Below are 21,563 nucleotides of genomic sequence, written 5' to 3'. Positions count from 1 at the left end.
GGAACCTCATGACGCAAGCCAATAACGCCGTATACACCGATCTGAGTGTTGACGATCTGGTCAAAGAAGCCCTGCAGCGCGGTGAAGGCGTGCTTGCCGATACTGGCGCGCTGGTCGTAGAAACCGGTCACCGCACCGGTCGTTCGCCGGTCGACCGCTTCATCGTCGAAGAGCCGACTACCCAGGACGCAATCGCATGGGGCCCGATCAACCGCAAGTTCCCGGCCGACAAGTTCGATGCCCTGTGGAGCCGTGTAGAAGCGTTCAACAATGCGCAAGAGCACTTCGTTTCCCATGTTCACGTAGGGGCTTCCGAAGACCACTACCTGGCCGTGAAAATGACCACCCAGACCGCCTGGCAGAACCTGTTCGGTCGCTGCCTGTTCATCAACCCGGCCCAGTACAACCCGGCCGGTCGTGAAGAGTGGCAAGTGCTCAACGTCGCCAACTTCGAGTGCGTGCCAGAGCGTGACGGCACCAACTCCGACGGTTGCGTGATTCTCAACTTCGCCCAGAAAAAAGTGCTGATCGCCGGCATGCGTTACGCCGGTGAAATGAAAAAAGCCATGTTCTCGGTGCAGAACTTCCTGCTGCCGGCCTCCGACGTACTGCCGATGCACTGCGCCGCCAACATCGGCGAAGCCGGCGACGTGACCCTGTTCTTCGGCCTGTCGGGCACCGGCAAAACCACCCTGTCCGCTGATGAAAGCCGTTACCTGATCGGTGACGATGAACACGGCTGGGGCGAAGGCGTGGTGTTCAACATTGAAGGCGGTTGCTATGCCAAGTGCATCGACCTGTCCGAGAAGAACGAACCCGTCATCTGGAAAGCCATCAAGCACGGCGCCGTGCTGGAAAACGTCGTCATCGACGAGGCCGGGCACGCCGACTACACCAATGTCAGCCTGACCCAGAACAGCCGCGCCGCCTACCCGCTGGAGCACGTTGCCAAGCGTTCCGAGAAGAACCTGGGCGGCGAGCCAAACGCGGTGATCTTCCTGACCTGCGACCTGACTGGCGTACTGCCGCCCGTGTCGATCCTCAGCGAAGAACAAGCGGCCTACCACTTCCTGTCCGGCTACACCGCACTGGTGGGCTCGACCGAAATGGGTTCCGGCGGCGGCATCAAGTCGACCTTCTCCACCTGCTTCGGCGCACCGTTCTTCCCACGCCCGGCCGGCGAATACGCCGAGCTGCTGATCAAGCGCATCCGCGGCTTCGGCTCCAAGGTCTACCTGGTCAACACCGGCTGGACCGGCGGCGGCTACGGCGTTGGCAAACGCTTCAACATCCCGACTACCCGCGGCGTGATCGCAGCGATCCAGAGCGGCGCGTTGATCGGTGCCGAGACCGAGCACCTTGATACCATCAATCTGGACGTACCATTGGCTGTGCCGGGCGTTGAGACGGGTCTGTTGAACCCACGTAACACCTGGGCCGACAAGGCTGCCTACGATGAAGCGGCGAAGGCGCTGGCCGGGTTGTTCATCGAGAACTTCAAGAAGTTTGAAGTGAGTGAGGCGATCAAGGCTGCTGGGCCTAAGTTGTAAGGTTCGAGCGTTGTGAGAAAGCCGCCTCTTGCAGGCGGCTTTTTTGTGCTCGGCAACTTAATTGGCGACGTGTAAGACCACGGCGCCGAGCAGCACCAGCACGACTCCCAGCACTTGCACCGCCGACAGGCGCTCCTTGAAAAATACAAACCCCATAATCGCTGCAATTCCACCCGACAGCGTACTGATCACTGTCACCACTGCCACCGACCCTGTCATCGCCCCCCACGAAAAGGCCGAAAAACCGCCCAGGTTCATCAAGCTGGCGCTCGTCAATGTTGCGCAGTTTTTCAGCGGCGGGATCTTCAGGCCGTCCTTGATCTTCAACACCATCACCACCAGCACGCACAGGCCCACCAGGTAACCCAACCACAACATAGTGATCGGCCCCAGCGCCGGCAGGGTGTAGCGCCCTTGCAGCCAGAAGCTGGTGCCATAAAGCAGCGAGGCGAGCATGGCGTAGGCGATGGACAGGCGTGGGTTGTTGTGAGGTACGCCGTTGTCCTTGTGGAGGCTGGAGAGGATTACGCCGATCATGCACAGGGCGATGCAGCCCAGTTGGGTCAAACCGATGTGTTCGCCGCTGGCCCAGGACAGCAATGTGGTGACTACGCCGTAGGACGTTACCAGCGGCGCGACAATGGCGGCTTTGCCGAGGGCGAAGGCCTTGGACAGGGCGAGGGCGCCGGAGACGGTGAGCAGGGCGGCAGCGATGCCCAGCAGCCATACGCTCAGCGGCGCATCGAGGGATTTGAACAGGAAGCTGGGGAGGATGACCAGCAGCAGGGTCATGATCAGAAAGCCGAGCGCCTGTCCGAAATAAACCGCGCGTTTAACGCCCACGGCGCGGGCGTTGAGGCCCACCAGAAAGTCCGTGCCGCCCCAGAGCAGGGCGGCCAGCAGGCCCATTGTTACGTCCATGTCAGTCCTTATTGTGTACGCGGCTGGCCAGGTTAGCGCAGCTTCAAAATGTGGGAGCGGGCTCGCGAATGCGGTGCGTCAGCCAACCTTTTCGGCGACTGATACTCCGCATTCGCGAGCAAGCCCGCTCCCACATTTGGCCTTTAGTGAGTTCGAAATCTGTATTCGCTCAGCTCAGGTTTTCCAGCGTCTGCGTATCCCAGCTGTGCGTCTTGATCGCCAGGTAGAGCATTCCAATGGTCAGCGGCACTTTTTCGCCGCGCCCCTTGGCCCTACGTTTGAGAAACACATCAAACACCGGTGGGTTGAAGTAACGATAGGTGTCGAAGTCCCCCAGGTCGAGTGCAAATTCCTGCTCCAGCGCTTCCATCATTTGCTTGGCCTCAGCGCCATCGCACCCGAGGTCGAAGTTCAGCGAGGTCTGCAGGCGAAGGGTCTTGTGTTTCGGCAGGCCGATTTCTTCGTGCAACAGTTGCAGGAGTTGCTGCATGACGGGGTCTTGGGGGAAGTCGGGGGTGAGGTTCATGGTGGGGGCACGCAGGAGTGGGTGGGGGGGGCTGTTGCGCTTTAGGCGGTATTTGTTTCGGCTGATGAAGAGTGCCAAGCCTATCAAGAACAGGGCCAAGGGAAGGAGCTGGATGTTCAGGATAATGGCGACGTAGGGCAGCCAGACCAACAGAGCCAGTCCCGTTACGATGAAGGTAATTGCGAAACGCCTTCTTAACGTGCAGTCAGTGATTTTGTAATACAGCAGTAGATGGAGAGCGAATAACAGCGCAGCTTGTAGGTAAAGCCATTGATTAAGGTTCATCTGAGTACACATGCATTGAGACGCTTGAGCGCTGCGGGCCTATGCCACCACTGACCTGAGCATCCAGGCCAATGATGATGTCTGCGCTATGAAAGTTTCGAAGCGCGCGAGAAATCAAATCGCTGACAGCATTCTCGACTATCGATTCTGCTTTGCTGGATATGGTCCCGACAGGGGCTGCAACTGCACCAGAAATGATTTCTTTGATGAGGTTGTTTCGATTGTTCAAGCTATCTGCCTGCTTCCTGGTCAATGGCTTTGAAACGACCACTGTCATGACGCAAGGTAGGTCTCGGGCGAGCATCTTTTCGTACAACCTCTGAAGTCGCAAGCGGACCTCTATCGCTGATGCTTTTGCTTCCAGTAAGCAAAGAGTGGCTAGCTCTTGTCGATTGTTTGGCATCACGGTGAGTCGAAGCACCGTGAAAGTGATGCCATAGTGGGCGATATATTGAGTCCTTTCGATATTCACGGTTTTTTGTCGGGGCAGTTGAAGGGGGTCTAGTCTCGGCCAGGAAAACTGGTATTTGTAGAGGGCTAGACGAGTGTTTTAGGCTGTTTCAGAAATGGACGACGCGCCGTTTGGCGGCTTCTTACAGTTTTACGGCTTGATGCTGATTTGGAAGGCTGAACTGGCAAATGTGGGAGCCTGGCTTGCCCACGATGACGGAGGATCAGGTATGAACATGTCGCCTGATGCTCCGCTATCGCAGGCAAGCCAGCTCCCACAGGGTTAGCTGTGTGTCTGGTTAGTTTGTGTTGGATTGTCGGGCGCCGGTTGCAGCTGAACGTGTTGCGCGGCTTCCAGCAAATCACAGCCGTCCTGAACGAGCATGTACAAGGCATTGATAATGTGGGAAATGTCTTTGAGGTCGGCGTGTTCGAAGGTCAGGCAGGAGAATGTTTCGAGCAAGTCCGTGGCTGCGCGGATGCGTTGGTGGGCGGCAGACTGGATGTCTTCGGCTTTGGCTTCGGTGTCGATGAGAAGTGGGTGGGTGTCGGTGAAGTTGGTGCGTAGCTGACGATAGCGGTCCATCGTTTCAGGTATTTGCATGTGAAGGTACTCGGTTTGCTGTTAAGTAACCGACATCACCGTGGCCAAACGGTGGGTGGCGGACTGTGCGCGGGTTGGCCAACCGGAAACAGCACCGGCACGTCCGAAGACGTCCCCCACACAGCCGCCATAGCACTGCAATGCGAGACGATAGACGTTCGCAGAACAAACAATGGCACTTATGTGTGCTGTTTTCTGGGTGACCAAACCCGGCCGCTGATTTGGCAGCGACGGAACGAACCTTAGAAGTGAGTGTGTTCTTGGGCAATAAACAGATGGTTTAACTGCGGGTGATCAGTGCTCGCTACTCCGATCATTCCCACGCTCCTGCGTGGGAATGCATCCCGTGACGCTCTGCGTCACCAATCCCTGGGGTTCAAGCCGCGCGCTGATGGAGGTTTCGAGTCCGCAACGCAGGTACCTGGCAAGGACCGTGGCTCGGGTTGGCAGCGCACTGTCGACATCGGACGGTTTGGTGTCGAAGCCTGCCAGACGCAAGCTGGCGAGATAGTTGGAGCGTTGTATCTGCTTGTAGTAAGCCTGTTTCTGCTTAAACGTCATCTCTTCCACGGCGCAGGTCTCCAAAACAAAGGCTGGTTTCATCGTGCAGCCAGTGTTCGCTATAACCACGTCACATTCTTTATAAAAAAACCGCCAGAGCTCCGAATTCAGCGTATGTTTCACCGCAAAATCTTGTAGGGCGATTCCGCCCACTACTTAAAGGGAGTTGAGCATGGGTTTGCTGCGTATCGCTTCAGCGATGTCATTGTGTGCGGTGGCTTTTTCGGTCCAGGCCGAGCAATTGCCGATCGAGGTGCTCAGTGCGGTGGTCAAGGACCAGAAAATCGCCGACGCCGAAGTGCTGTTGCAACGTAACGGCGCACAGAACGTAGTGGGCCGCACCAATGCCCAGGGTCAGGTGACCCTCACCAGCGAAGCCGCAGATGATGCAACCAGCCTGCTGATCATCAAGAAGCCCGGCTACTCCAACCTGGTGGTGAAGTGCCCGTGCAAAGGCATGACCTACGCCATCAGCCCGGTGATGGAAAACCTCGACGGCCTGCGCGTGGTGCTGAGCTGGGGCAAAACCCCGGCAGACCTCGACTCCCATATGATTTTCCCCGGTAACAACATCTACTTCGATAGTCAAAAGGGCGACGACGCCGAACTGGACGTGGATGACACCGACAGCTACGGCCCGGAAACCATCACCCTGCAGAAGAAGCACTACGGCGAAAGCTACGTCTACGCCGTGCATGACTACAGCAACGGTGACAATCCAGGTTCGCGCCAACTGTCCAACAGCGAAGCCAAGGTGTTCGTGTACATGGGCCAGTCCCTGGTGCGTACCTACTACGTGCCGAAAAACCGCAGCGGTAACCTGTGGACCGTGTTCCGCATGACCGGCAGTGGCGACTTCCAGGACATCAACACCTTCAACGGCGTGACGGTGGATGCCGCGAATGTGCTCAATGAAGTCAAACCGTTACTGGATGACAGTGTTGCGGTGACCGCTGTCGCGGTCAGCTCTTCGGCCCAAACCGATGCGAAACGTCTGAACGTTCAAGGCGAAGCGGCGTACCAGGCGGGGAACCTTGACCAGGCCATCGACCTGTTCCGCCAGGCCATCGAGCTGGACAATGGATTCGGCAAGGCCTACGGCAACCTGGGCCTGGCGTATCAGAAGGCGGGCAATACCGCCGAGTCGATCTGGGCCAACCGCAAGGCCATCGCCCTGGCGACCGGCGCGAATGCCGCGACCGTACGGGCTGGCGCCTACTACAACATCGCGCGCATCTACGAAGCGGCGGGGCAGTTCGCCGATGCGTTGCGTCACTACCAGTTGGCCAAGGAACAAAAGGCCAATCCGGTGTATGACACGGCAATTGAGCGAGTGCAGAACCGCTGATAGACAGTGGCAAACGTGCTACCGACAACGCGCGCCAGTGGCGCGTTGTCTGTTTGGTGAATGGCTACCGGCGCGAAGCCGCGTCCAGGTCCATCAAGCCTCGTCCGTAGGCTTCGCTGTCAGCATAGATCCCCGTTCGATTAGCCGTGCTGAGCAGGCGTTCACGCACTTGTTGCGGCGTCATTTCGGGAAAGCGACTCTGTAACGCAGCCAGGGCGCCACTGACCAAGGCGGCGGCTGGCGAGGTGCCCGCTGTTGGCCCGTAGCTGCCGTCCTTGTTGGTCGTCAACAACCCCGCCCCGCCGTCGCCGCCGGGTACCGCGATGCACCAACGTGCCGCGAGGCCGCAATAATTGGATTTGAGATTGATGGCGGTACCGTCGCTCTTGAGCGCCATGACGGCTATCCAGCCTTTCTCCAGTTCGGGCACCAGCGCCGGAAGACCAGGTTCGGCAAGGGGTTCACGCTTGACTTCATTGCCAGTGGAAAAGACGAATACGGAACCTGCGGCCACCAGGTTTTTGGCCACCTCCAATGAGTCGCCCATCAACCGTTCATAAATGGAAACTTCGTTGGTATTGGCTTCTATGGGGTTGGCCCATGAGTTGCTGAAGATGCGTGCGCCTTTGGCGTACGCAAGGTTCCATGCCTGAGCGATTTCACTGTCGAAATAAAAGGGTTCCTTGTCGTCCCCGAACCGCATGGGAATGAGTTGCGCGTTGAAGGCAATGCCGTGGATGCCCTGATCGTTTTTGTTCGCGGCGAGGATACCGGCCATCTGGGTGCCATGACCTTTGATATCAACGGTGCCCTGCTGTTGTCTCACAAAGTCGTACCCCGGATCGGCCACACGCCCGTAAAACTCTGGCAGGCTGTGGTTGAGACCCGAGTCGATGAGCGCCACGCTCACTCCCTGGCCGGTGCCTCCCCGTGCGTATACAGACGACGCGTTGACGATGGGCAGGGCTTTTTGCGCGAGGTATTCAGGGGTTTCAAACCGGCGTGTGTCTGGCTCGGTAGAGGTAGGGACCGGGGCGGTGGCACAGCCCAGTAATAACCACGGCAATGAGAAAACCATGAGGCGTTGCAGTGAAAACAGCGAGCAGCGAGGCATGTACGACTCCTTGTCGGGGTAAGTGATCAAGCGTGCTACTGTCTTCGTTTTTGCGCGGACGTGCTGGTTTTCTCTGTATCAGTTTGTAGCGTTTATCCAAGACCTTTTTTCGATTGCTGATCTATGTTTTTGATTCCTTCAGCGGTCAACGGAGTGACAGCCCATGCACGACACCCTCCAGCAGGTCTTTGGTTATCCACAGTTTCGTTTGGGCCAGGAACAAACGGTCAGCGCCGTGCTGGCCGGTCGTTCGGCGGCGGCCATTTTTCCGACCGGGTCGGGTAAATCCCTGTGTTATCAACTTTCCGCCGTACTGCTGCCGCACCTGACACTGGTAGTGTCGCCGCTGTTGGCGTTGATGCAGGACCAGCTTGGCTTTTTGCAGCGTCACGGTATTTGCGCAGGCAGTATCGATTCGGCCCAGAGCCGAGAGGACGCCAATGACGTGATGGCGCTCGCGCGTTCCGGTGAGCTGAAGATCCTTATGATTTCGGTGGAGCGCTTGAAGAACGAGCGCTTTCGAAACTTCCTGCAAAGCGTGCAGATCTCGTTGCTGGTGGTGGACGAGGCGCACTGTATTTCCGAGTGGGGCCACAACTTCCGCCCGGACTATCTGAAGCTGCCGGACTACCAACGCCAGTTCAATATCCCGCAGGCGTTGCTGTTGACGGCTACGGCGACACCCAAGGTGATTGCCGACATGCAGGCGAAGTTCGCCATTGCGCCGGACGATGTCGTCACCACGGGCTTCTACCGGCCCAACCTGAACCTGCTGGTCGAACCGGTCAGTGGGGCGGACAAGCGACGGCGCCTGGTGCAATGGATGAACGAGCGGGCCAACCAGCCCAGCATCGTCTACGTCACCCTGCAAAAAACCGCCGAGCAGATTGCCGAGCACTTGAACCGCAATGGCATCCAGGCCGAGGCCTATCACGCCGGGCTGCCCCACAACAAACGCGAGGGTATCCAGCAGCGCTTCATGAGTGGGCGCTCCAATTGCATCGTGGCCACCATCGCGTTTGGCATGGGCATCGATAAAAGTGACATCCGCAATGTGGTGCACTTCGACCTGCCCAAATCCATCGAAAACTACAGCCAGGAAATCGGTCGTGCGGGACGGGATGGGCAGCCGTCTGACTGTCTGGTGCTGGCCAACCGCGACAGCCTCAATGTGCTGGAAAACTTTGTCTACGGCGACACGCCTGAGCAGGAAGGTATTCGCCGTGTGCTGGAGGAGTTGCAAGCTGCGCGGAGCGAGGGCCAGTGGGAGTTTTTGCTCAGGTCTTTGTCGGACCACAGCAATATTCGCGAACTGCCCTTGAAAACGCTGCTGGTGCAGTTGGAGCTCAAGGGCGTGATCGCGCCGCGCTACGCGTTTTATGCCGAATACCGCTTCAAGTACCTTGTGGAACCCGAGGCCTTGCTCGCCCGTTTCTCCGGCGAGCGGCAGCAATTTGTCGCGGCGATCATCCAAGTGTGCAAGCGCGCAAAAACCTGGGCAACGGTGGATTTCGATGCGCTATATCAGCAGCACAATGCCGAGCGCAACCGAGTGGTAAAAGCGCTGGATTACTTTCAGGAGCAGGGCCTGATCGAACTGGAAAGCAAGCAGATGACTGAGGTTTACAGCCTGCTGAATACCGACTTCGATGCACAGGTGTTAAGCACCGAGTTATACACAGGCTTCAAGCAACACGAGGTGACGGAAGTGGCGCGCATTCACGCGATGCTTGATCTGTTCGCCACCGAGCACTGCCTGGGGCAACGTCTTGCGCAATATTTTGGCGATGAAAATGCCCCCAAGCGTTGCGGGCATTGCTCGGTGTGCCATGGGCAAGTGGCGCGCTTGCCGCCGCCGCCGAGCCTGCCGCCGCTTGTGGATAAAAACTTTATGGCACTGTGCGGTGATTTTATCCACAGGCATCATGAGCACAACGGCGAGTTGCCCGGCGCCGAACGCCTGACGCGATTTCTGGGCGGTATCAGCGTGCCGTTGTTCACCAAGTTGAAGGCGCGCGGCATTCCCGGTTTCGCCGTGCTGGAAGACTACCCCTACGCCGAGGTACGCGAATGGGCCGAGGCCCATCTGAATGATCTGTAAACCCACTTTCATCCGAGGTGCCCATGCCTGACTCAGTGCCACAACGTGCCGATTACCCTCACTTCCAGCCGATCATCACGCGCTGGCACGATAACGACGTGTATGGCCATGTGAACAACGTGACCTACTACAGCTTCTTCGACACGGCGGTGAATACCTACCTGATCGAACAAGGCGGGCTGGATATCCATGACGGTGAAGTAGTGGGGTTTGTGGTGAGTTCGGCGTGCGATTATTTCGCGTCGATCGCTTTCCCCGAGCGCATCGAAATCGGCCTGCGGGTGGGCAAGTTGGGCAACAGTTCAGTGCAGTATGAATTGGCGGTGTTCAAGGCCGGCGAGGAAGAGGCCTGCGCGGCGGGACGTTTTGTGCATGTGTTTGTGGATCGAGGGTCGAACCGGCCGGTGGCGATTGCGGGCCAGTTGCGCGAGGCGTTGCAGCGGTTGGTGGTGTGACCCGATCCCACAAACACCTCGGACCGAATGTGGGAGCGGGCTTGCTCGCGAAAGCGGTGGGCCAGCCAGCTTATCCAGCGACTGGCACTCCGCTTTCGCGAGCAAGCCCGCTCCCACAGGGGTCATGCAGTGTTCGTTAAGTCGTGAGCTTACCGGTGACGGTAGTGATGCTTGTTCTTGCGATGCCCATAGGCATGCCCGCGGCCTGGGTGATCATCGCGGTAGTAGCGGCGGTCGTCACGCCCACGATAACGGCGATCGTCGTCATCGCTCTTGTTGCCCATGTAATTGCCCAGCGCACCACCCGCACCACCGCCGGCGGCCGCGCCGATCAGGCTGCCGGTGTTACCGCCCATGCTGCGGCCTACCACGTTGCCGCCCGCCGCGCCCAATGCGCCGCCAATGGCGGCTTCGCCACGGCTACGTTTGTCCGCACCCACCGCACTGCCGCCCGCGCCGCCCAGGGCTGCGCCGATGGCCGAGCCGGTGTTGCCGCCGATCTGCTGGCCGACAACCGAGCCAATTACCCCGCCCAATGCGCCGCCTACACCGGCTTCGGTGGTGCCACCGGCCATGGCTGCGCCACTGACCAGGCCAAGGGACAACAAGAGAATCGAGGAGAACTTCATTAAGGGAAACCTCAAGGGGATGACGGCGCGATCCTGAGGCTGTGTCGAGATTGTGACAATAGAAATCCGACCAGTAGCACGACTTGTACACAATTCGCTAACTTACTGTTTTGGCTAAGGAACTTAAGTCGATTTGGCCAGTCTTTATCTACTTCGGAACGGCCGCTTTTATGCAAAAGCGGCCTTTTTTGTGCCCGGATTTCCGTCAGGCCGAACGGGCCATGATCAAGCCATTGTCACTCGCCGCTTCCAGGCGAATTGCCACGAACTTCGACGTCGGCGTATGGCTGCCATCCCCGGTGCTTTCCAGCGGCACCAATGGGTTCACCTCCGGGTAATAAGCCGCCGCCTGCCCCGCCGGGATATCAAATGCCAGCAAGGTGAAGCCCTTCACCCGGCGCTCACGACCGTCTTCCCACAGCGACACGATGTCGGCCTTCTGCCCCGGCTTGAAGCCCAGGCGGATAATGTCCGCTTCGTTGACGAACAGCACGTCACGCTGGCCCTTGACCCCACGGTAGCGGTCGTCCAGGCCATAAATGGTGGTGTTGTACTGATCGTGGGAGCGCATCGATTGCATGATCAGGTCCGGCACGCGGCCCGTGGCGTGGGTGCGTTCGTGGATCAAATCCTTGGGCAGGATATTGGGGCGGAAGTTGGCGCGGCCCGACGGCGTGTTCCAGCGGCGCGCACCCGCGGAGTTGCCCAGGTAGAAGCCGCCTGGGTTTTTGATTTTCTCGTTGAAGTCCTTGAAGCCCGGAATGGTGTCGGCGATCAGGTCGCGAATGCGGCTGTAATCGGCAACCAGCCAGTTCCAATCCACCGGTTTGCTGCCCAAAGTCGCGGCGGCGATGCCGGCCAGGATCGCAGGCTCGGATTTCATCAGCTTCGACAGCGGCTGCAGTTGGCCGTTGGAGCCGTGGACCATGCTGAACGAGTCTTCCACCGTCACCGCTTGCGGGCCGTCGGCCTGGATATCAATGTCGGTACGGCCCAGGCACGGCAGGATCAGCGCGTCTTTGCCGTGCATCAGGTGGCTGCGGTTGAGCTTGGTGCTGATCTGCACGGTCAGGTCGCAGTTGCGCAGCGCTTCGAAGGTGCGCGTGCTGTCCGGCGTGGCTTGGGCGAAGTTGCCGCCCAGGCCGATAAACACCTTGGAGCGACCCTCGAGCATGGCGTGAATCGCTTCCACCACGTTGTGACCGTTGGTGCGCGGCACCTGGAACTGGAAGCGGCGCTCCAGGGAATCAAGGAAGGCCACCGGTGGGCGTTCGTTGATGCCCATGGTGCGGTCGCCCTGCACGTTACTGTGGCCACGCACCGGGCACAGGCCGGCGCCTGGGCGGCCGATGTTGCCGCGCAGCAGCATCAGGTTGGCGATTTCCTGGATGGTCGGCACCGAGTGACGATGCTGGGTGATGCCCATCGCCCAACACATGATTACGTTCTTGCCTTTGGCGTACATGCGCGCCGCTTGCTCGATCTCGACCAGGGTCAGGCCGGACTGCGCGACGATTTCATCCCACGAGGTGTCGTCGATCTGGCCCAGGTAGTCGAGGACGTTGACGGTGTGTTCATTGAGGAAGTCGTGGTCGAACACGGCCTCTTTGCCTTCGGCCTGGGCCTGGCGTTCCCACAGCAGCAGGAACTTGGCCATACCGCGCAGGATGGCCATGTCGCCACCCAATGCTGGGCGGAAGTACGCGGTGTTGGTCGGCTTGTCACCGTTAGTGAGCATTTCCAGCGGATGCTGCGGATGCTGGAAGCGTTCCAGGCCGCGCTCTTTCAGCGGGTTGATGCACACCACCTGGGCACCACGCTTGACGGCTTCGCGCAGCGGTTCGAGCATGCGTGGGTGGTTGGTGCCGGGGTTCTGGCCCCAGACGAAAATCGCGTCGGCGTGTTCGAAGTCATCAAAGGTCACGGTGCCTTTGCCGACGCCCACGCTTTGCGCCAGGGCCACGCCGCTGGCCTCGTGGCACATGTTCGAGCAGTCCGGGAAATTGTTGGTGCCGAAGGCACGCACGAACAGCTGATACAGGTACGCCGCTTCGTTGCTGGCGCGGCCCGAGGTGTAGAACTCGGCCATGTCCGGGCTGGGCAGGGCGTTGAGGTGCTTGCCGATCAGGTCGAACGCCGCATCCCAGCTGATGGGCGTGTAGTGGTCGGTTTCGGCGTCGTAGCGCATTGGCTCGGTCAGGCGACCCTGGTATTCCAACCAATAGTCGCTCTGTGCAATCAGGGCGGTGACGCTGTGTTTGGCGAAGAACGCCGCATCCACGCGGCGCTTGGTGGCTTCCCAGTTCACCGCCTTCGCGCCGTTTTCGCAGAACTTGACCATGCCGCTTTCCGGCGAGTCGCCCCAGGCGCAGCCCGGGCAGTCGAAGCCGCCGTTCTGGTTGGTCTTGAGCATCATGCGCAGGTTTTTCAGCGCGTTGTCACTGGTCAGCCAGGCTTGCGCCACGCTGATCAGCGCGCCCCAGCCGCCAGCCGGGCCTTTGTAGGGCTTGTAGCGCGGGGTCGGGGTTTGGTCGGCTTGATGATGATTGCTCACGGCTGGTTCTCCATCGCGGGGCTGTAGACCCGCGGCGCACTTTTCTGCGGCAGGTGGATGAGATTGAGGTTATGCCGGCGCGCCCATTGCAGGGCCAGGCCGGTGGGCGACGACAGGCTGACCAGGGTCTGGATGCCCGCGCGCAGGACTTTCTGGATCAATTCGAGGCTGCAACGGCTGGTGACAATCGCCAGGCCGCCTTCGGTCGGGATCTGTTGGCGGATCAGTGCGCCGATCAATTTATCCAGGGCGTTGTGCCGACCGATGTCTTCGCGGCCCAGTAATAATTCCCCCTGACCGTTCATAAAGACGGCCGCATGCACGGCGCCGCTGTGCTGGCCAAGGGGTTGGAACGCGCTGATGCGCTGGCGCAGGCCGTCCAGCCACTGCGCCGGAGGCAACGGAGCGCCGGGCAATACCTCAAGGTCTGGCAATGCTTGCTGCACCGCTTCCACGCCGCACAGGCCACAGCCGCTGGTGCCGGCCAGTTGGCGGCGTTGCTGCTTTAGGTTCCAGAACGCACGGCTGGAAATCTGCACCTGGGCGTACTGGGCAGAGCCCGCGCCACTGAGTTGGAGATCATAGATGTCGCTGACGTCGGCAATAATTCCGCTGCCGAGGCTGAAGCCGACAATAAAATCTTCAAGGTCCGTCGGCGTCACCAACATCACCGCCTGGCTGATGTCGTTATAGGCAATTGCCAACGCCACTTCTTCCGCCAAGGCTGTGCTGGCGGATTCTGAGAGATCGAGACTGCAATATTGGTAGCTCTGGCTGGCGGCGGGCGCAGGCGTTTCAACAGCGGGCGCCGCGCAGGTTGGGCGCTTGGCGTTCATGGGGCAATACCACCGACGGATTGATCAGTGTTTAGACTAGGCGCGACAAAGCGTCGCGTCTAATTGCCAGTACTGATCTACCGATAGATGACGTCGATCAAGGCGCGCTTTGCAATTTCTCATACAGCGCAAAACAGGCTTCCGCCAGCGCCGAGCGCGGAGCGCTGCGACGCATGATCAGCCCCAGGCGGGCAAGGGTCTGGGCGTTTTCAATGGGTTGCAGGCGCAAGTGCTCGGTGAGGGCGTCCAGGCCTCCATCCAGCGGCATCACCGCGCAGCATAGGCCACCGTGAACCGCTTGCAGCAACTGATGGACGGCATCGGTCTGCAGCAGCGGCTGCGGGTGGAGGCCGCGGCTGTGGAAGTTATGGTCGATGGATTGGCGAAAGTGCATGCCGCTGGTGAGCATGCCCAGGGGCAATTCGATCAACGCTTCCCAGCTCAGCGGCTTGTCACCGAAGCTGAAGAAGCGCTGGTCGTAGAGCAGACCCATGCGCGTTTCGCCCAGGGCCAGCGAGTCGAAGCGCTCGCTGTCCAGGCGTTCCAGATAGGACACGCCCAGGTCCAGTCGATTGCTCGCCAGCTGCTCCAGAATCTGCTCGGAACTGAGGGCCGACAGCTCGAAACGCAGGCTGGGGTGCTCTTTATGCAACTGCTGCATCAGCGCCAAAGGATCGAAACTTGACAGCGGCACCACGCCCAGACGCAACGTACCTACCAGATTGCCACGACACGCCGCCGCCTCGGCCTGCAAGCCGTCATAGGCCGCCAGCACCGTTCGTGCCCACGCCAGTACCCGTTCGCCGGGGGCGGTAAAGCCCTCGAAGCGCTGGCCGCGATTGACCAAAGGGAGATCAAGTTCTTCTTCAAGGCTGCGCAGACGCATGGACAACGTGGGCTGGGTGATATGGCAGCGCGCCGCCGCCTGGCCGAAATGACGTGTTTCGTCGAGGGCGATGAGGAATTTCAGCTGTTTGATGTCCATCTTCGCTCCAGGGCTTATTCCAATGGCGGGGGGATTCTAGCGCGTTTGGGTCTTTGGCCGGGCTGGAACCCAAGTTGACAAGACTGGTCTAGTCTTGGGCAACTGGAAATCAACTACTAAGGAGAGCGCACCATGAGTCTTTTAAGCTTTGTTAAGGAAGCCGGCGAGAAATTGATCGACCTGCTGACGCCGGGCAATGCGAACGCCAGTGAGCAGTTGAAGGAACACGTGGCCAAAGTGGGTCTGGGTAATCCGAATGTGCAGACCACCGTAGAGGGCGACAAGGTCACCGTCACCGGTGAAGTCGCCACCCAGGAAGAGAAAGAGAAGATTCTGCTGGCGCTGGGCAATATCGCTGGTGTGGCCAGTGTGGATGATCAGATCACTGTAACGGGCCCGGCTGTGGAGGCTGCGACTTTTGTAGTAGTGAAAAAGGGCGATACGCTGAGTGCTATTTCTCTCTCGGTGTACGGTAACGCCAATCTGTATAACAAGATTTTCGAGGCGAACAAGCCGCTGTTGTCCCATCCGGACAAGATCTATCCAGGCCAGACGCTGCGTATTCCCAAGTAATACGAAGGCCTGAATGTGGGAGCGGGCTTGCTCGCGAAAGCGGTGGATCAGTCACCCAATATATTGACTGACACACTGCTTTCGCGAGCAAGCCCGCTCCCACATTGGGTTAGAGTCCGACAATGAGATCTCGGTAATCACCAACCGCTGCGAATTCAGCTGTGTCCTTCGGCCCCTTCTTGCTATCCGGTTCTTTCACCGCCAGCAAATGCCCCACACCAAAATCCCGAGCGCTGCGCAAAATCGGCAAGGTGTCGTCGATAAACAGGCTGCGCGCCGGATCGAAGCCGATGTCGGCTTGCAGGGCGTCCCAGAACTGCGGGTTTTCCTTGGCAAAACCGTAATCGTGGGAGCTGATCAACCGTTCGAAATACGGCGCCAGTTCAATGCGTTCCAGTTTCAATGACAGCGAATCACGATGAGCGTTGGTGATCAGGATCACGCGCTTGCCGGCGCGTTTGATCGCCGCCAGAAACGTATCGGCGTCGGGGCGCAGGGCGATCAGGTGGGCGGTCTCCAGCTTGAGTTCGCGCACCGGGATGTTCAGTTCCGTGCTCCAGAAGTCCAGGCAATACCATTGCAACTGTCCGGCGTTACGCTCGAACAGCGGTTGCAACTCCAGCTCGGCCATGGCGCGGCTTACCCCGTGCAACTCGGCGTAACGCTGGGGCAGGTGTTCCATCCAGAAATGGTTGTCGTAATGCAGGTCGAGCAGGGTGCCGTCCATGTCCAGCAGGACGGTATCGATGGCGTGCCAGGGCAAAGAGGGCATGGGGTGTTCTCATGTAAGTAAAGATATCCGACACAGACAATCGGAAAAGCCACGGTATAGTAACCCGATCACGCCAAGGAGCCGCTTATGCGCCAGAAACCCACCGTCCTCGCCCGCGAAATAGTCGCCAGTAGCCGTTTGTTCCGCGTGGAGCAAGTGCAACTGCGCTTTTCCAATGGCGTTGAACGGACCTACGAGCGCCTGGTGGGCCGCGGTGCAGGCTACGGCGCGGTGATGATCGTGGCGATGATCGATGCGGACCATGCATTGCTGGTGGAAGAGTACTGCGGCGGTACCGACGAATATGAAGTGTCCCTGCCAAAAGGCCTGATCGAACCTGGCGAGGATGTGCTGGCGGCGGCGAACCGCGAGCTCAAGGAAGAAGCCGGCTACGGCGCGCGGCAGTTGGAGCACCTCACTGAGCTTTCGCTGTCGCCTGGCTACATGAGCCAGAAAATCCAGGTGGTACTGGCCACCGACCTCTACGAAGAACGCCTTGAAGGCGATGAGCCTGAGCCGATGCGTGTGGAGCGGGTGAACCTGCGCGAGCTGTCGATGCTCGCGCAAAACGCGCAATTCAGCGAAGGCCGTGCCCTGGCCGCGCTGTACCTGGTACGAGACCTGTTGATCCAGCGAGGAGCGTTTAGCGCATGAGCGAATTGTTTCTGGGCCACCCGTTTATAGCCCCTGTGATCGAACTGGCACGCCAGGCCGGCGAAGCAATATTGCCTTACTGGCGCGCCGATGTGGCCGTGACCTCCAAGGCGGACGATTCGCCGGTGACGGCGGCCGACCTGGCCGCGCATCACCTGATCCTGGCGGGCCTGACCGCGCTGGACCCGAGCATTCCGGTGCTGTCCGAGGAAGACGCCGACATTGATCAGAGCGTGCGCGCCGGCTGGCAACGCTGGTGGCTGGTGGACCCGTTGGACGGCACCAAGGAATTTATCGCCGGCAGCGAAGAATTTACCGTCAACATCGCCCTGATCGAGCAGGGCCGCGTGGTGTTCGGCGTGGTCTCGATGCCCACCAGTGGTCGCTGCTACTTTGGTGGCGCGGGCTTGGGTGCCTGGCGCTCCGATGTGAATCAAGCGCCCCAGCAGATTCAAGTGCGCGAAGCACCCGCCGCCGGCGAGTCGTTTACCGTGGTGGCCAGTCGTCGGCATACCAGCCCTGAGCAGGAACGTTTGCTCGATGGCCTGAGCGAGAGCCTGGGCGCGTTGAAACTGGCCAATATCGGCAGTTCCTTGAAGTTCTGCCTGTTGGCCGAGGGCAGTGCGGATTGTTATCCGCGTCTGGCGCCGACTTCACAATGGGACACTGCGGCAGCTCAGGGCGTGCTGGAAGGGGCAGGCGGCGAAGTGTTGGAGCTGAGCGGCGAGCCGTTCAGCTACCCGGCGCGGGAATCGTTGTTGAACCCGTTCTTTTTGGCGTTGCCGGCGAAGGCGGTGTGGCGTGAAAGGTTGCTGAGCCTGGCGCGATCCTGAGACCGACATAAACTTCCTGTGGGAGCTGGCTTGCCTGCGATAGCGGTGGATCAGTCGCTGAAATGGTGACTGTCAGACCGCTATCGCAGGCAAGCCAGCTCCCACAATGTTTTTTGTGTGGTGGCGGCTAGCGGTGCAGGACGTACTGGCCGGTAAACGTCACCGCTCGTTGCTCACTGTCCTCATTCACGACCCACGTCTCCAGCATCAATCGCGCACGGCCATAGCGTTTGTAGGTCGCCACGAACCGCTTCCACACCTTTTCTTCCGGCGCCTGGCATACCACCGTGGCATCCCGCGTCACCGGCAGTGGATAACTGATCTGCCCCTCCTGAATCACGATATGTCCGTCTTCAATACCCTCTTCGCGCAGCTGCAAATGCAGCCAGCCCCAACCCGCCAGCACCGCGCCGCAATACAGGCTGCCGCCGAACATGGTGCTCTTGTGGTTGATATTGGCGTGCAAGGGCAGGTGCAACTGCAATTGGCCGTGGTGCCAGCCAAGTACCTTGAGGCCCATTTCCCGGGTGAGGGGGATGTCGTGGTGCAGGATGGATTCCAGGTAACGGCTGTCGCGGCTCATGGTGGCCTCTTGGGTGGGAGCGGTCATTCGTCGTCGCTTTGGTTGGCGAAGTTCAGGCCATGCTTGCGCAGTTTGTCATGCAGCGTCTTGCGCGGTACGCCCAAGGCTTCGGCCAGGCTGCGCATGGAACTGTGGGGGCGGGTCAGCTCGGCGGCGATCAGGCTCTTTTCGAACTGTTCGACCTGTTCGCTCAGACCGCCCGGCGTGGACGTCAGCACACCAGCCAACGGATTATCCGGCGTAGCATCCAAGGCCAGTTCCAGGCCCAGGGCGAAGCGTTCGGCGGCGTTCTGCAATTCGCGCACATTACCCGGCCAGCTGTGGCGCAGCAGCAGCGCGCGCTGGCCCGGCTGCAGTTCATGCAGCGGCAGGCCGTGGCGGCTGCTGGCTTCATCGGCGAAGTGCTGAAACAGCATGAGCGCATCCTCGCCGCGCTCGCGCAGCGGTGGAATGCGCAACGGTGCGACGTTTAGGCGGTAATACAAGTCGGCGCGGAAGCGGCCCTGGTCGGCGGCCTGGCGCAAGTCTTCCTTTGTCGCGGCGATGATGCGGATATCCAGGGGGATCAACTGATTGCCGCCCAGGCGCTCCACCACCCGCTCCTGCAGCAGGCGCAACAGCTTGACCTGTACATCCAGGCTCATGCTTTCGATTTCATCCAGGAACAGCGTGCCACCGTTGGCGAACTCGAATTTGCCGATACGGCGTTTCTGCGCACCGGTAAACGCGCCCGGCTCATGGCCGAACAGCTCGCTTTCGACCACGGATTCGGCCAAGGCCCCGGCGTTGATCGCCACGAAAGGCCCGCTGCGTCGGCTTGACAGGTCATGCAGGGCGCGGGCGACGACTTCTTTGCCGGCGCCGGTTTCACCGAGGATCAGCACATCGGCGCGGGTTGCGGCCAGGGCACCGATCTGTTCGCGCAGGCGCAGCATCTGTGGCGAGTGGCCCACCAGCCGCGTACTCAGTTGCTGGCGGTCGCTGAGCGCCAGGCGCAGGCTGCGGTTGTCCAGTACCAGGCGGCGCAGGGCCAGGGCGCGGCGCACGCTGTCGAGCAGGGCGTCGCTGGCGAACGGTTTTTCCAGGAAGTCATAGGCCCCGGCGCGCATGGCCTGCACCGCCAGTGGCACGTCCCCGTGGCCGGTGATCAGCAGCACCGGCAGGTCCGGGTCCTGGCCATGCAGTTCGGCCAGCAGCTCCAGGCCGTCCATGCCGGGCATGCGAATGTCGCTGACCACCACGCCCGGCCAATCCCGCGACAGGCGCGCGGTCAGGCCGCTGGCTTCGCCCAGGGTGAGGACTTTCAGGCCGGCCAGGTCCAGGGTCTGGCACAGGGCCTGACGCAAGTGCGGATCGTCGTCGATCAACACCACCTGGATCTGGTTATCGATACTCATACACTGCGGTCCTCGGACGGTTGCAGACTGACGCCCGGCGAGCCGGCACGCAATTTCAAGGTTAACAGCGCGCCACCTTCCTTGTGGTTGGCAAACAGCAATTCGCCGCCAAACGCGCGCATCAGGGTGTCACAAATCGCCAGCCCCAACCCCAGGCCCTGGGTGCGGGTCTTGGTGGTGTAGAACGGCTCGCTGGCGCGGCCCAGGGCTTCCATGCAAAAGCCCGGGCCGTTGTCGCGAATGTACAGGTTGACGCCCTGCTCGGTGGTTTGGGCACTCAGCCAGAGTTTACGCGGCGGGCCTTTTTCGGTCAGAGCGTCGAGGGCGTTGGCCAGCAGGTTGCCGAGTACCTGGCGCAAGCGGGTTTCGCCGGCCTGCACCCAAAGGGTCGCCTCGGGCAAGTCGCGGATCAGCTCCACCTCCATTGACCGGCGTCGCTTGGCCAGCAACGCCAGCGCATCGTCCAGCGCCGGTTGCAGGGCCACGCTCTCCGGCGCATGCCGATCGCGGCGAGCGAAGGCGCGCAGGTGAGCGATGATCGAGGCCATGCGTCCCGTCAGTTCGCTGATCAGCTTGAGGTTGCCCCGGGCATCCGTGGTGCGCTCGTGGTCGAGCAGGATCTCGGCGTTTTCCGCATAGCTGCGAATCGCCGCCAACGGCTGGTTGAGTTCGTGGCTGATACTCGCCGACATGGTGCCCAGCGCCGATAATTTGCCCGCCTGCACCAAGTCGTCCTGGGCGCGTACCAGTTCCTGCTGAGCGTGTTCGCGCTCCAGCACCTCCTGTTTCAGGCGGCGGTTGAGGCCTTCCAGGTCACTGGTTCGCTCGGCCACCCGGGCTTCCAGCTCGCGGCGCGCCTTGGCTTCGAAGGCGATACGCTCCAGGTAATGACGGCGGCGTTGCATCATCAGTCCCAGCAACAGCATCACCACCAGCAGCGTGGCGCCGCCCACGGCCACCACCGTGCGAACCGGACGGTTGATCAGCGAGCGCGGCGCAAGGATCTCCACGTTCCAGCCGGTCTCGGCGATGGCCGTGGATTGACGTAGCCAGGCGCTGCTGCTCAGGCTCAATGGTTGCGGGTCGCGCGTCGGGTAGGGCTGGATGGCGATGATGGCGCGGCGTTCTTCGGCGGTCAGCGGCCGGGTGGCGCGGAATCGCCATTGCGGGCGCGAGGTGAGAATCACGACGCCGTTATGGTCGGTGACCAGCAATTGTTCCGGGGTGTTGCCCCACAGGCTTTCGGTATGGTCCAGGTCGACCTTGACCACCAGCACGCCGATGATCGTATCGCCATCGCGCACGGCGGCGGCGAAGAAATAGCCACGCTTGGCCGAGGTGGTGCCCAACCCGAAAAACCGCCCCAAGCGCCCGGCCATGGCTTCGCTGAAATAAGGTCGGAACGAGAAATTGCGCCCGACGAAGCTGTCTTGTTTATCCCAATTGGACGCGGCGAGAGTCTTGCCATGGGTGTCCATCAGGTACATCACCTCAACCCCGGCCTGGGCGGCGACGTCCTTGAGCAGCAGGTTGGCGTTGACCAGGTTTGTGCTGACCTGAGGCGCATCCAGTGCGGTGCGCAGGGCCGGCAAGTCGCCGAGAATTTGCGGCAACACTTCATAGCGGTGCAGGGTGCCGAGCAGGTTGGCGACGTACAGATCGAGGGTCTGGCGGTTCTGGCCGGCCAGTTCGCTGCGGTAATAGCGCTCGGCCAGGTGCTCCAGCGGCCACAGCAGCGGTGCCAGGCACAACGCCAACAGGGCGAGGCTGCGCCAGCGGGGTCTACGTGGGAGGGGTGGAGTCATGGGAATCGGGCGCCTGTGGGTACAGGC

At 60.4% G+C, this 21,563-nt stretch carries 21 protein-coding genes; 7 read left to right on the top strand and 14 right to left on the bottom strand.

Translation table 11 applies throughout. The features are described from left to right. The first annotated feature begins 8 nt into the window (after positions 1 to 8). Positions 9 to 1,550 carry a phosphoenolpyruvate carboxykinase gene (locus ACLH0H_RS07720; RefSeq protein WP_169378992.1) on the top strand — a complete coding sequence of 514 codons (1,542 nt, stop codon included), beginning with the start codon at positions 9 to 11 and terminating at the stop codon, positions 1,548 to 1,550. 57 nt (positions 1,551 to 1,607) lie between these two features. Here the strand turns inward: ACLH0H_RS07720 and ACLH0H_RS07715 are convergent, their stop codons facing one another. From ACLH0H_RS07715 to ACLH0H_RS07695, 5 genes are all read right to left on the bottom strand, one after another. After that, positions 1,608 to 2,471, bottom strand: a complete 864-nt coding sequence (locus ACLH0H_RS07715; protein WP_411381575.1) for an EamA family transporter — start codon at positions 2,469 to 2,471, stop codon at positions 1,608 to 1,610. A gap of 169 nt (positions 2,472 to 2,640) precedes the next feature. Further along, positions 2,641 to 3,282, bottom strand: a complete 642-nt coding sequence (locus tag ACLH0H_RS07710) for a DUF1493 family protein (RefSeq protein ID WP_411381574.1) — start codon at positions 3,280 to 3,282, stop codon at positions 2,641 to 2,643. Next, complete coding sequence (locus ACLH0H_RS07705; RefSeq protein WP_411381573.1) at positions 3,272 to 3,754, bottom strand: hypothetical protein; 483 nt, start codon at positions 3,752 to 3,754, stop codon at positions 3,272 to 3,274. The genes ACLH0H_RS07710 and ACLH0H_RS07705 overlap by 11 nt, the downstream gene beginning before the upstream one ends. A gap of 261 nt (positions 3,755 to 4,015) precedes the next feature. Continuing rightward, entirely contained in the window at positions 4,016 to 4,336 is a 321-nt protein-coding gene (locus tag ACLH0H_RS07700) for a hypothetical protein (RefSeq protein ID WP_411381572.1), read from the bottom strand. 294 nt (positions 4,337 to 4,630) lie between these two features. Beyond that, entirely contained in the window at positions 4,631 to 5,020 is a 390-nt protein-coding gene (locus ACLH0H_RS07695; protein WP_411381571.1) for a YhfG family protein, read from the bottom strand. A 49-nt stretch (positions 5,021 to 5,069) separates the two neighbouring features. Between ACLH0H_RS07695 and ACLH0H_RS07690 the strand changes: the two genes are divergently transcribed. Then, on the top strand, positions 5,070 to 6,245 hold the full coding sequence (locus ACLH0H_RS07690) for a tetratricopeptide repeat protein (RefSeq protein WP_411381570.1): 1,176 nt from the start codon (positions 5,070 to 5,072) through the stop codon (positions 6,243 to 6,245). A 64-nt stretch (positions 6,246 to 6,309) separates the two neighbouring features. Here ACLH0H_RS07690 and ACLH0H_RS07685 read toward each other — a convergent pair whose 3' ends face one another. Then, entirely contained in the window at positions 6,310 to 7,359 is a 1,050-nt protein-coding gene (locus tag ACLH0H_RS07685; RefSeq protein WP_411381569.1) for a S8 family peptidase, read from the bottom strand. 163 nt (positions 7,360 to 7,522) lie between these two features. Here ACLH0H_RS07685 and ACLH0H_RS07680 point away from each other — a divergent pair, with 163 nt between their 5' ends. Together ACLH0H_RS07680 and ACLH0H_RS07675 are read left to right on the top strand one after the other, a co-directional pair. Next, positions 7,523 to 9,460, top strand: a complete 1,938-nt coding sequence (locus tag ACLH0H_RS07680) for an ATP-dependent DNA helicase RecQ (protein WP_411381568.1) — start codon at positions 7,523 to 7,525, stop codon at positions 9,458 to 9,460. Between the two features lie 23 nt (positions 9,461 to 9,483). Next, complete coding sequence (locus ACLH0H_RS07675) at positions 9,484 to 9,915, top strand: acyl-CoA thioesterase (protein ID WP_411381567.1); 432 nt, start codon at positions 9,484 to 9,486, stop codon at positions 9,913 to 9,915. Positions 9,916 to 10,064: 149 nt separating this feature from the next. Here the strand turns inward: ACLH0H_RS07675 and ACLH0H_RS07670 are convergent, their stop codons facing one another. The 4 genes from ACLH0H_RS07670 to ACLH0H_RS07655 all read right to left on the bottom strand — a co-directional run bounded on the left by ACLH0H_RS07670 (position 10,065) and on the right by ACLH0H_RS07655 (position 14,919). Next, entirely contained in the window at positions 10,065 to 10,544 is a 480-nt protein-coding gene (locus ACLH0H_RS07670) for a glycine zipper domain-containing protein (RefSeq protein WP_411381566.1), read from the bottom strand. A 205-nt stretch (positions 10,545 to 10,749) separates the two neighbouring features. Further along, a complete protein-coding gene (locus ACLH0H_RS07665) occupies positions 10,750 to 13,098 on the bottom strand; it encodes an FdhF/YdeP family oxidoreductase (protein ID WP_411381565.1) in 2,349 nt (782 codons plus the stop codon). Continuing rightward, entirely contained in the window at positions 13,095 to 13,934 is an 840-nt protein-coding gene (gene fdhD / locus ACLH0H_RS07660; protein WP_411381564.1) for a formate dehydrogenase accessory sulfurtransferase FdhD, read from the bottom strand. The genes ACLH0H_RS07665 and fdhD overlap by 4 nt, the downstream gene beginning before the upstream one ends. A 97-nt stretch (positions 13,935 to 14,031) precedes the next feature. Further along, complete coding sequence (locus ACLH0H_RS07655; RefSeq protein WP_411381563.1) at positions 14,032 to 14,919, bottom strand: LysR family transcriptional regulator; 888 nt, start codon at positions 14,917 to 14,919, stop codon at positions 14,032 to 14,034. Positions 14,920 to 15,051: 132 nt separating this feature from the next. On the opposite strand from ACLH0H_RS07655, the gene lysM reads away from it, so the two are divergent. Then, positions 15,052 to 15,492: a peptidoglycan-binding protein LysM gene (gene lysM / locus ACLH0H_RS07650; protein ID WP_169378981.1), complete on the top strand. Its 441-nt coding sequence runs from the start codon at positions 15,052 to 15,054 to the stop codon at positions 15,490 to 15,492. Between the two features lie 109 nt (positions 15,493 to 15,601). Here lysM and yrfG read toward each other — a convergent pair whose 3' ends face one another. Continuing rightward, positions 15,602 to 16,264, bottom strand: coding sequence for a GMP/IMP nucleotidase (yrfG, locus tag ACLH0H_RS07645; protein ID WP_411381562.1), 663 nt, complete (start codon positions 16,262 to 16,264; stop codon positions 15,602 to 15,604). An 87-nt stretch (positions 16,265 to 16,351) separates the two neighbouring features. On the opposite strand from yrfG, the gene nudE reads away from it, so the two are divergent. Both nudE and cysQ read left to right on the top strand, forming a co-directional pair. After that, on the top strand, positions 16,352 to 16,918 hold the full coding sequence (gene nudE, locus ACLH0H_RS07640; RefSeq protein ID WP_076951606.1) for an ADP compounds hydrolase NudE: 567 nt from the start codon (positions 16,352 to 16,354) through the stop codon (positions 16,916 to 16,918). After that, on the top strand, positions 16,915 to 17,751 hold the full coding sequence (gene cysQ / locus ACLH0H_RS07635; RefSeq protein WP_411381561.1) for a 3'(2'),5'-bisphosphate nucleotidase CysQ: 837 nt from the start codon (positions 16,915 to 16,917) through the stop codon (positions 17,749 to 17,751). Before nudE ends, cysQ begins: the two co-directional genes overlap by 4 nt. 127 nt (positions 17,752 to 17,878) lie before the next feature. Here cysQ and ACLH0H_RS07630 read toward each other — a convergent pair whose 3' ends face one another. From ACLH0H_RS07630 to ACLH0H_RS07620, 3 genes are read right to left on the bottom strand one after another with little or no spacing between them, the layout of a single operon-like run. Further along, positions 17,879 to 18,334, bottom strand: coding sequence for a YiiD C-terminal domain-containing protein (locus ACLH0H_RS07630; protein WP_411382386.1), 456 nt, complete (start codon positions 18,332 to 18,334; stop codon positions 17,879 to 17,881). A 23-nt stretch (positions 18,335 to 18,357) separates the two neighbouring features. After that, entirely contained in the window at positions 18,358 to 19,731 is a 1,374-nt protein-coding gene (locus ACLH0H_RS07625) for a sigma-54-dependent transcriptional regulator (protein WP_411381560.1), read from the bottom strand. Further along, positions 19,728 to 21,536 (bottom strand): ATP-binding protein, encoded by a 1,809-nt coding sequence (locus ACLH0H_RS07620; RefSeq protein ID WP_411381559.1) that lies wholly within the window; start codon positions 21,534 to 21,536, stop codon positions 19,728 to 19,730. Before ACLH0H_RS07620 ends, ACLH0H_RS07625 begins: the two co-directional genes overlap by 4 nt. Between the last annotated feature and the right edge of the window lie 27 nt (positions 21,537 to 21,563).

The sequence above is a fragment of the Pseudomonas sp. MPB26 genome (genome assembly GCF_046605355.1).
GTDB classification, from domain to species: Bacteria; Pseudomonadota; Gammaproteobacteria; order Pseudomonadales; family Pseudomonadaceae; genus Aquipseudomonas; species Aquipseudomonas cedrina.
The sequence above is the reverse complement of the archived record's forward strand: the minus strand, read 5'-3'. Positions and strand labels throughout refer to the sequence as shown.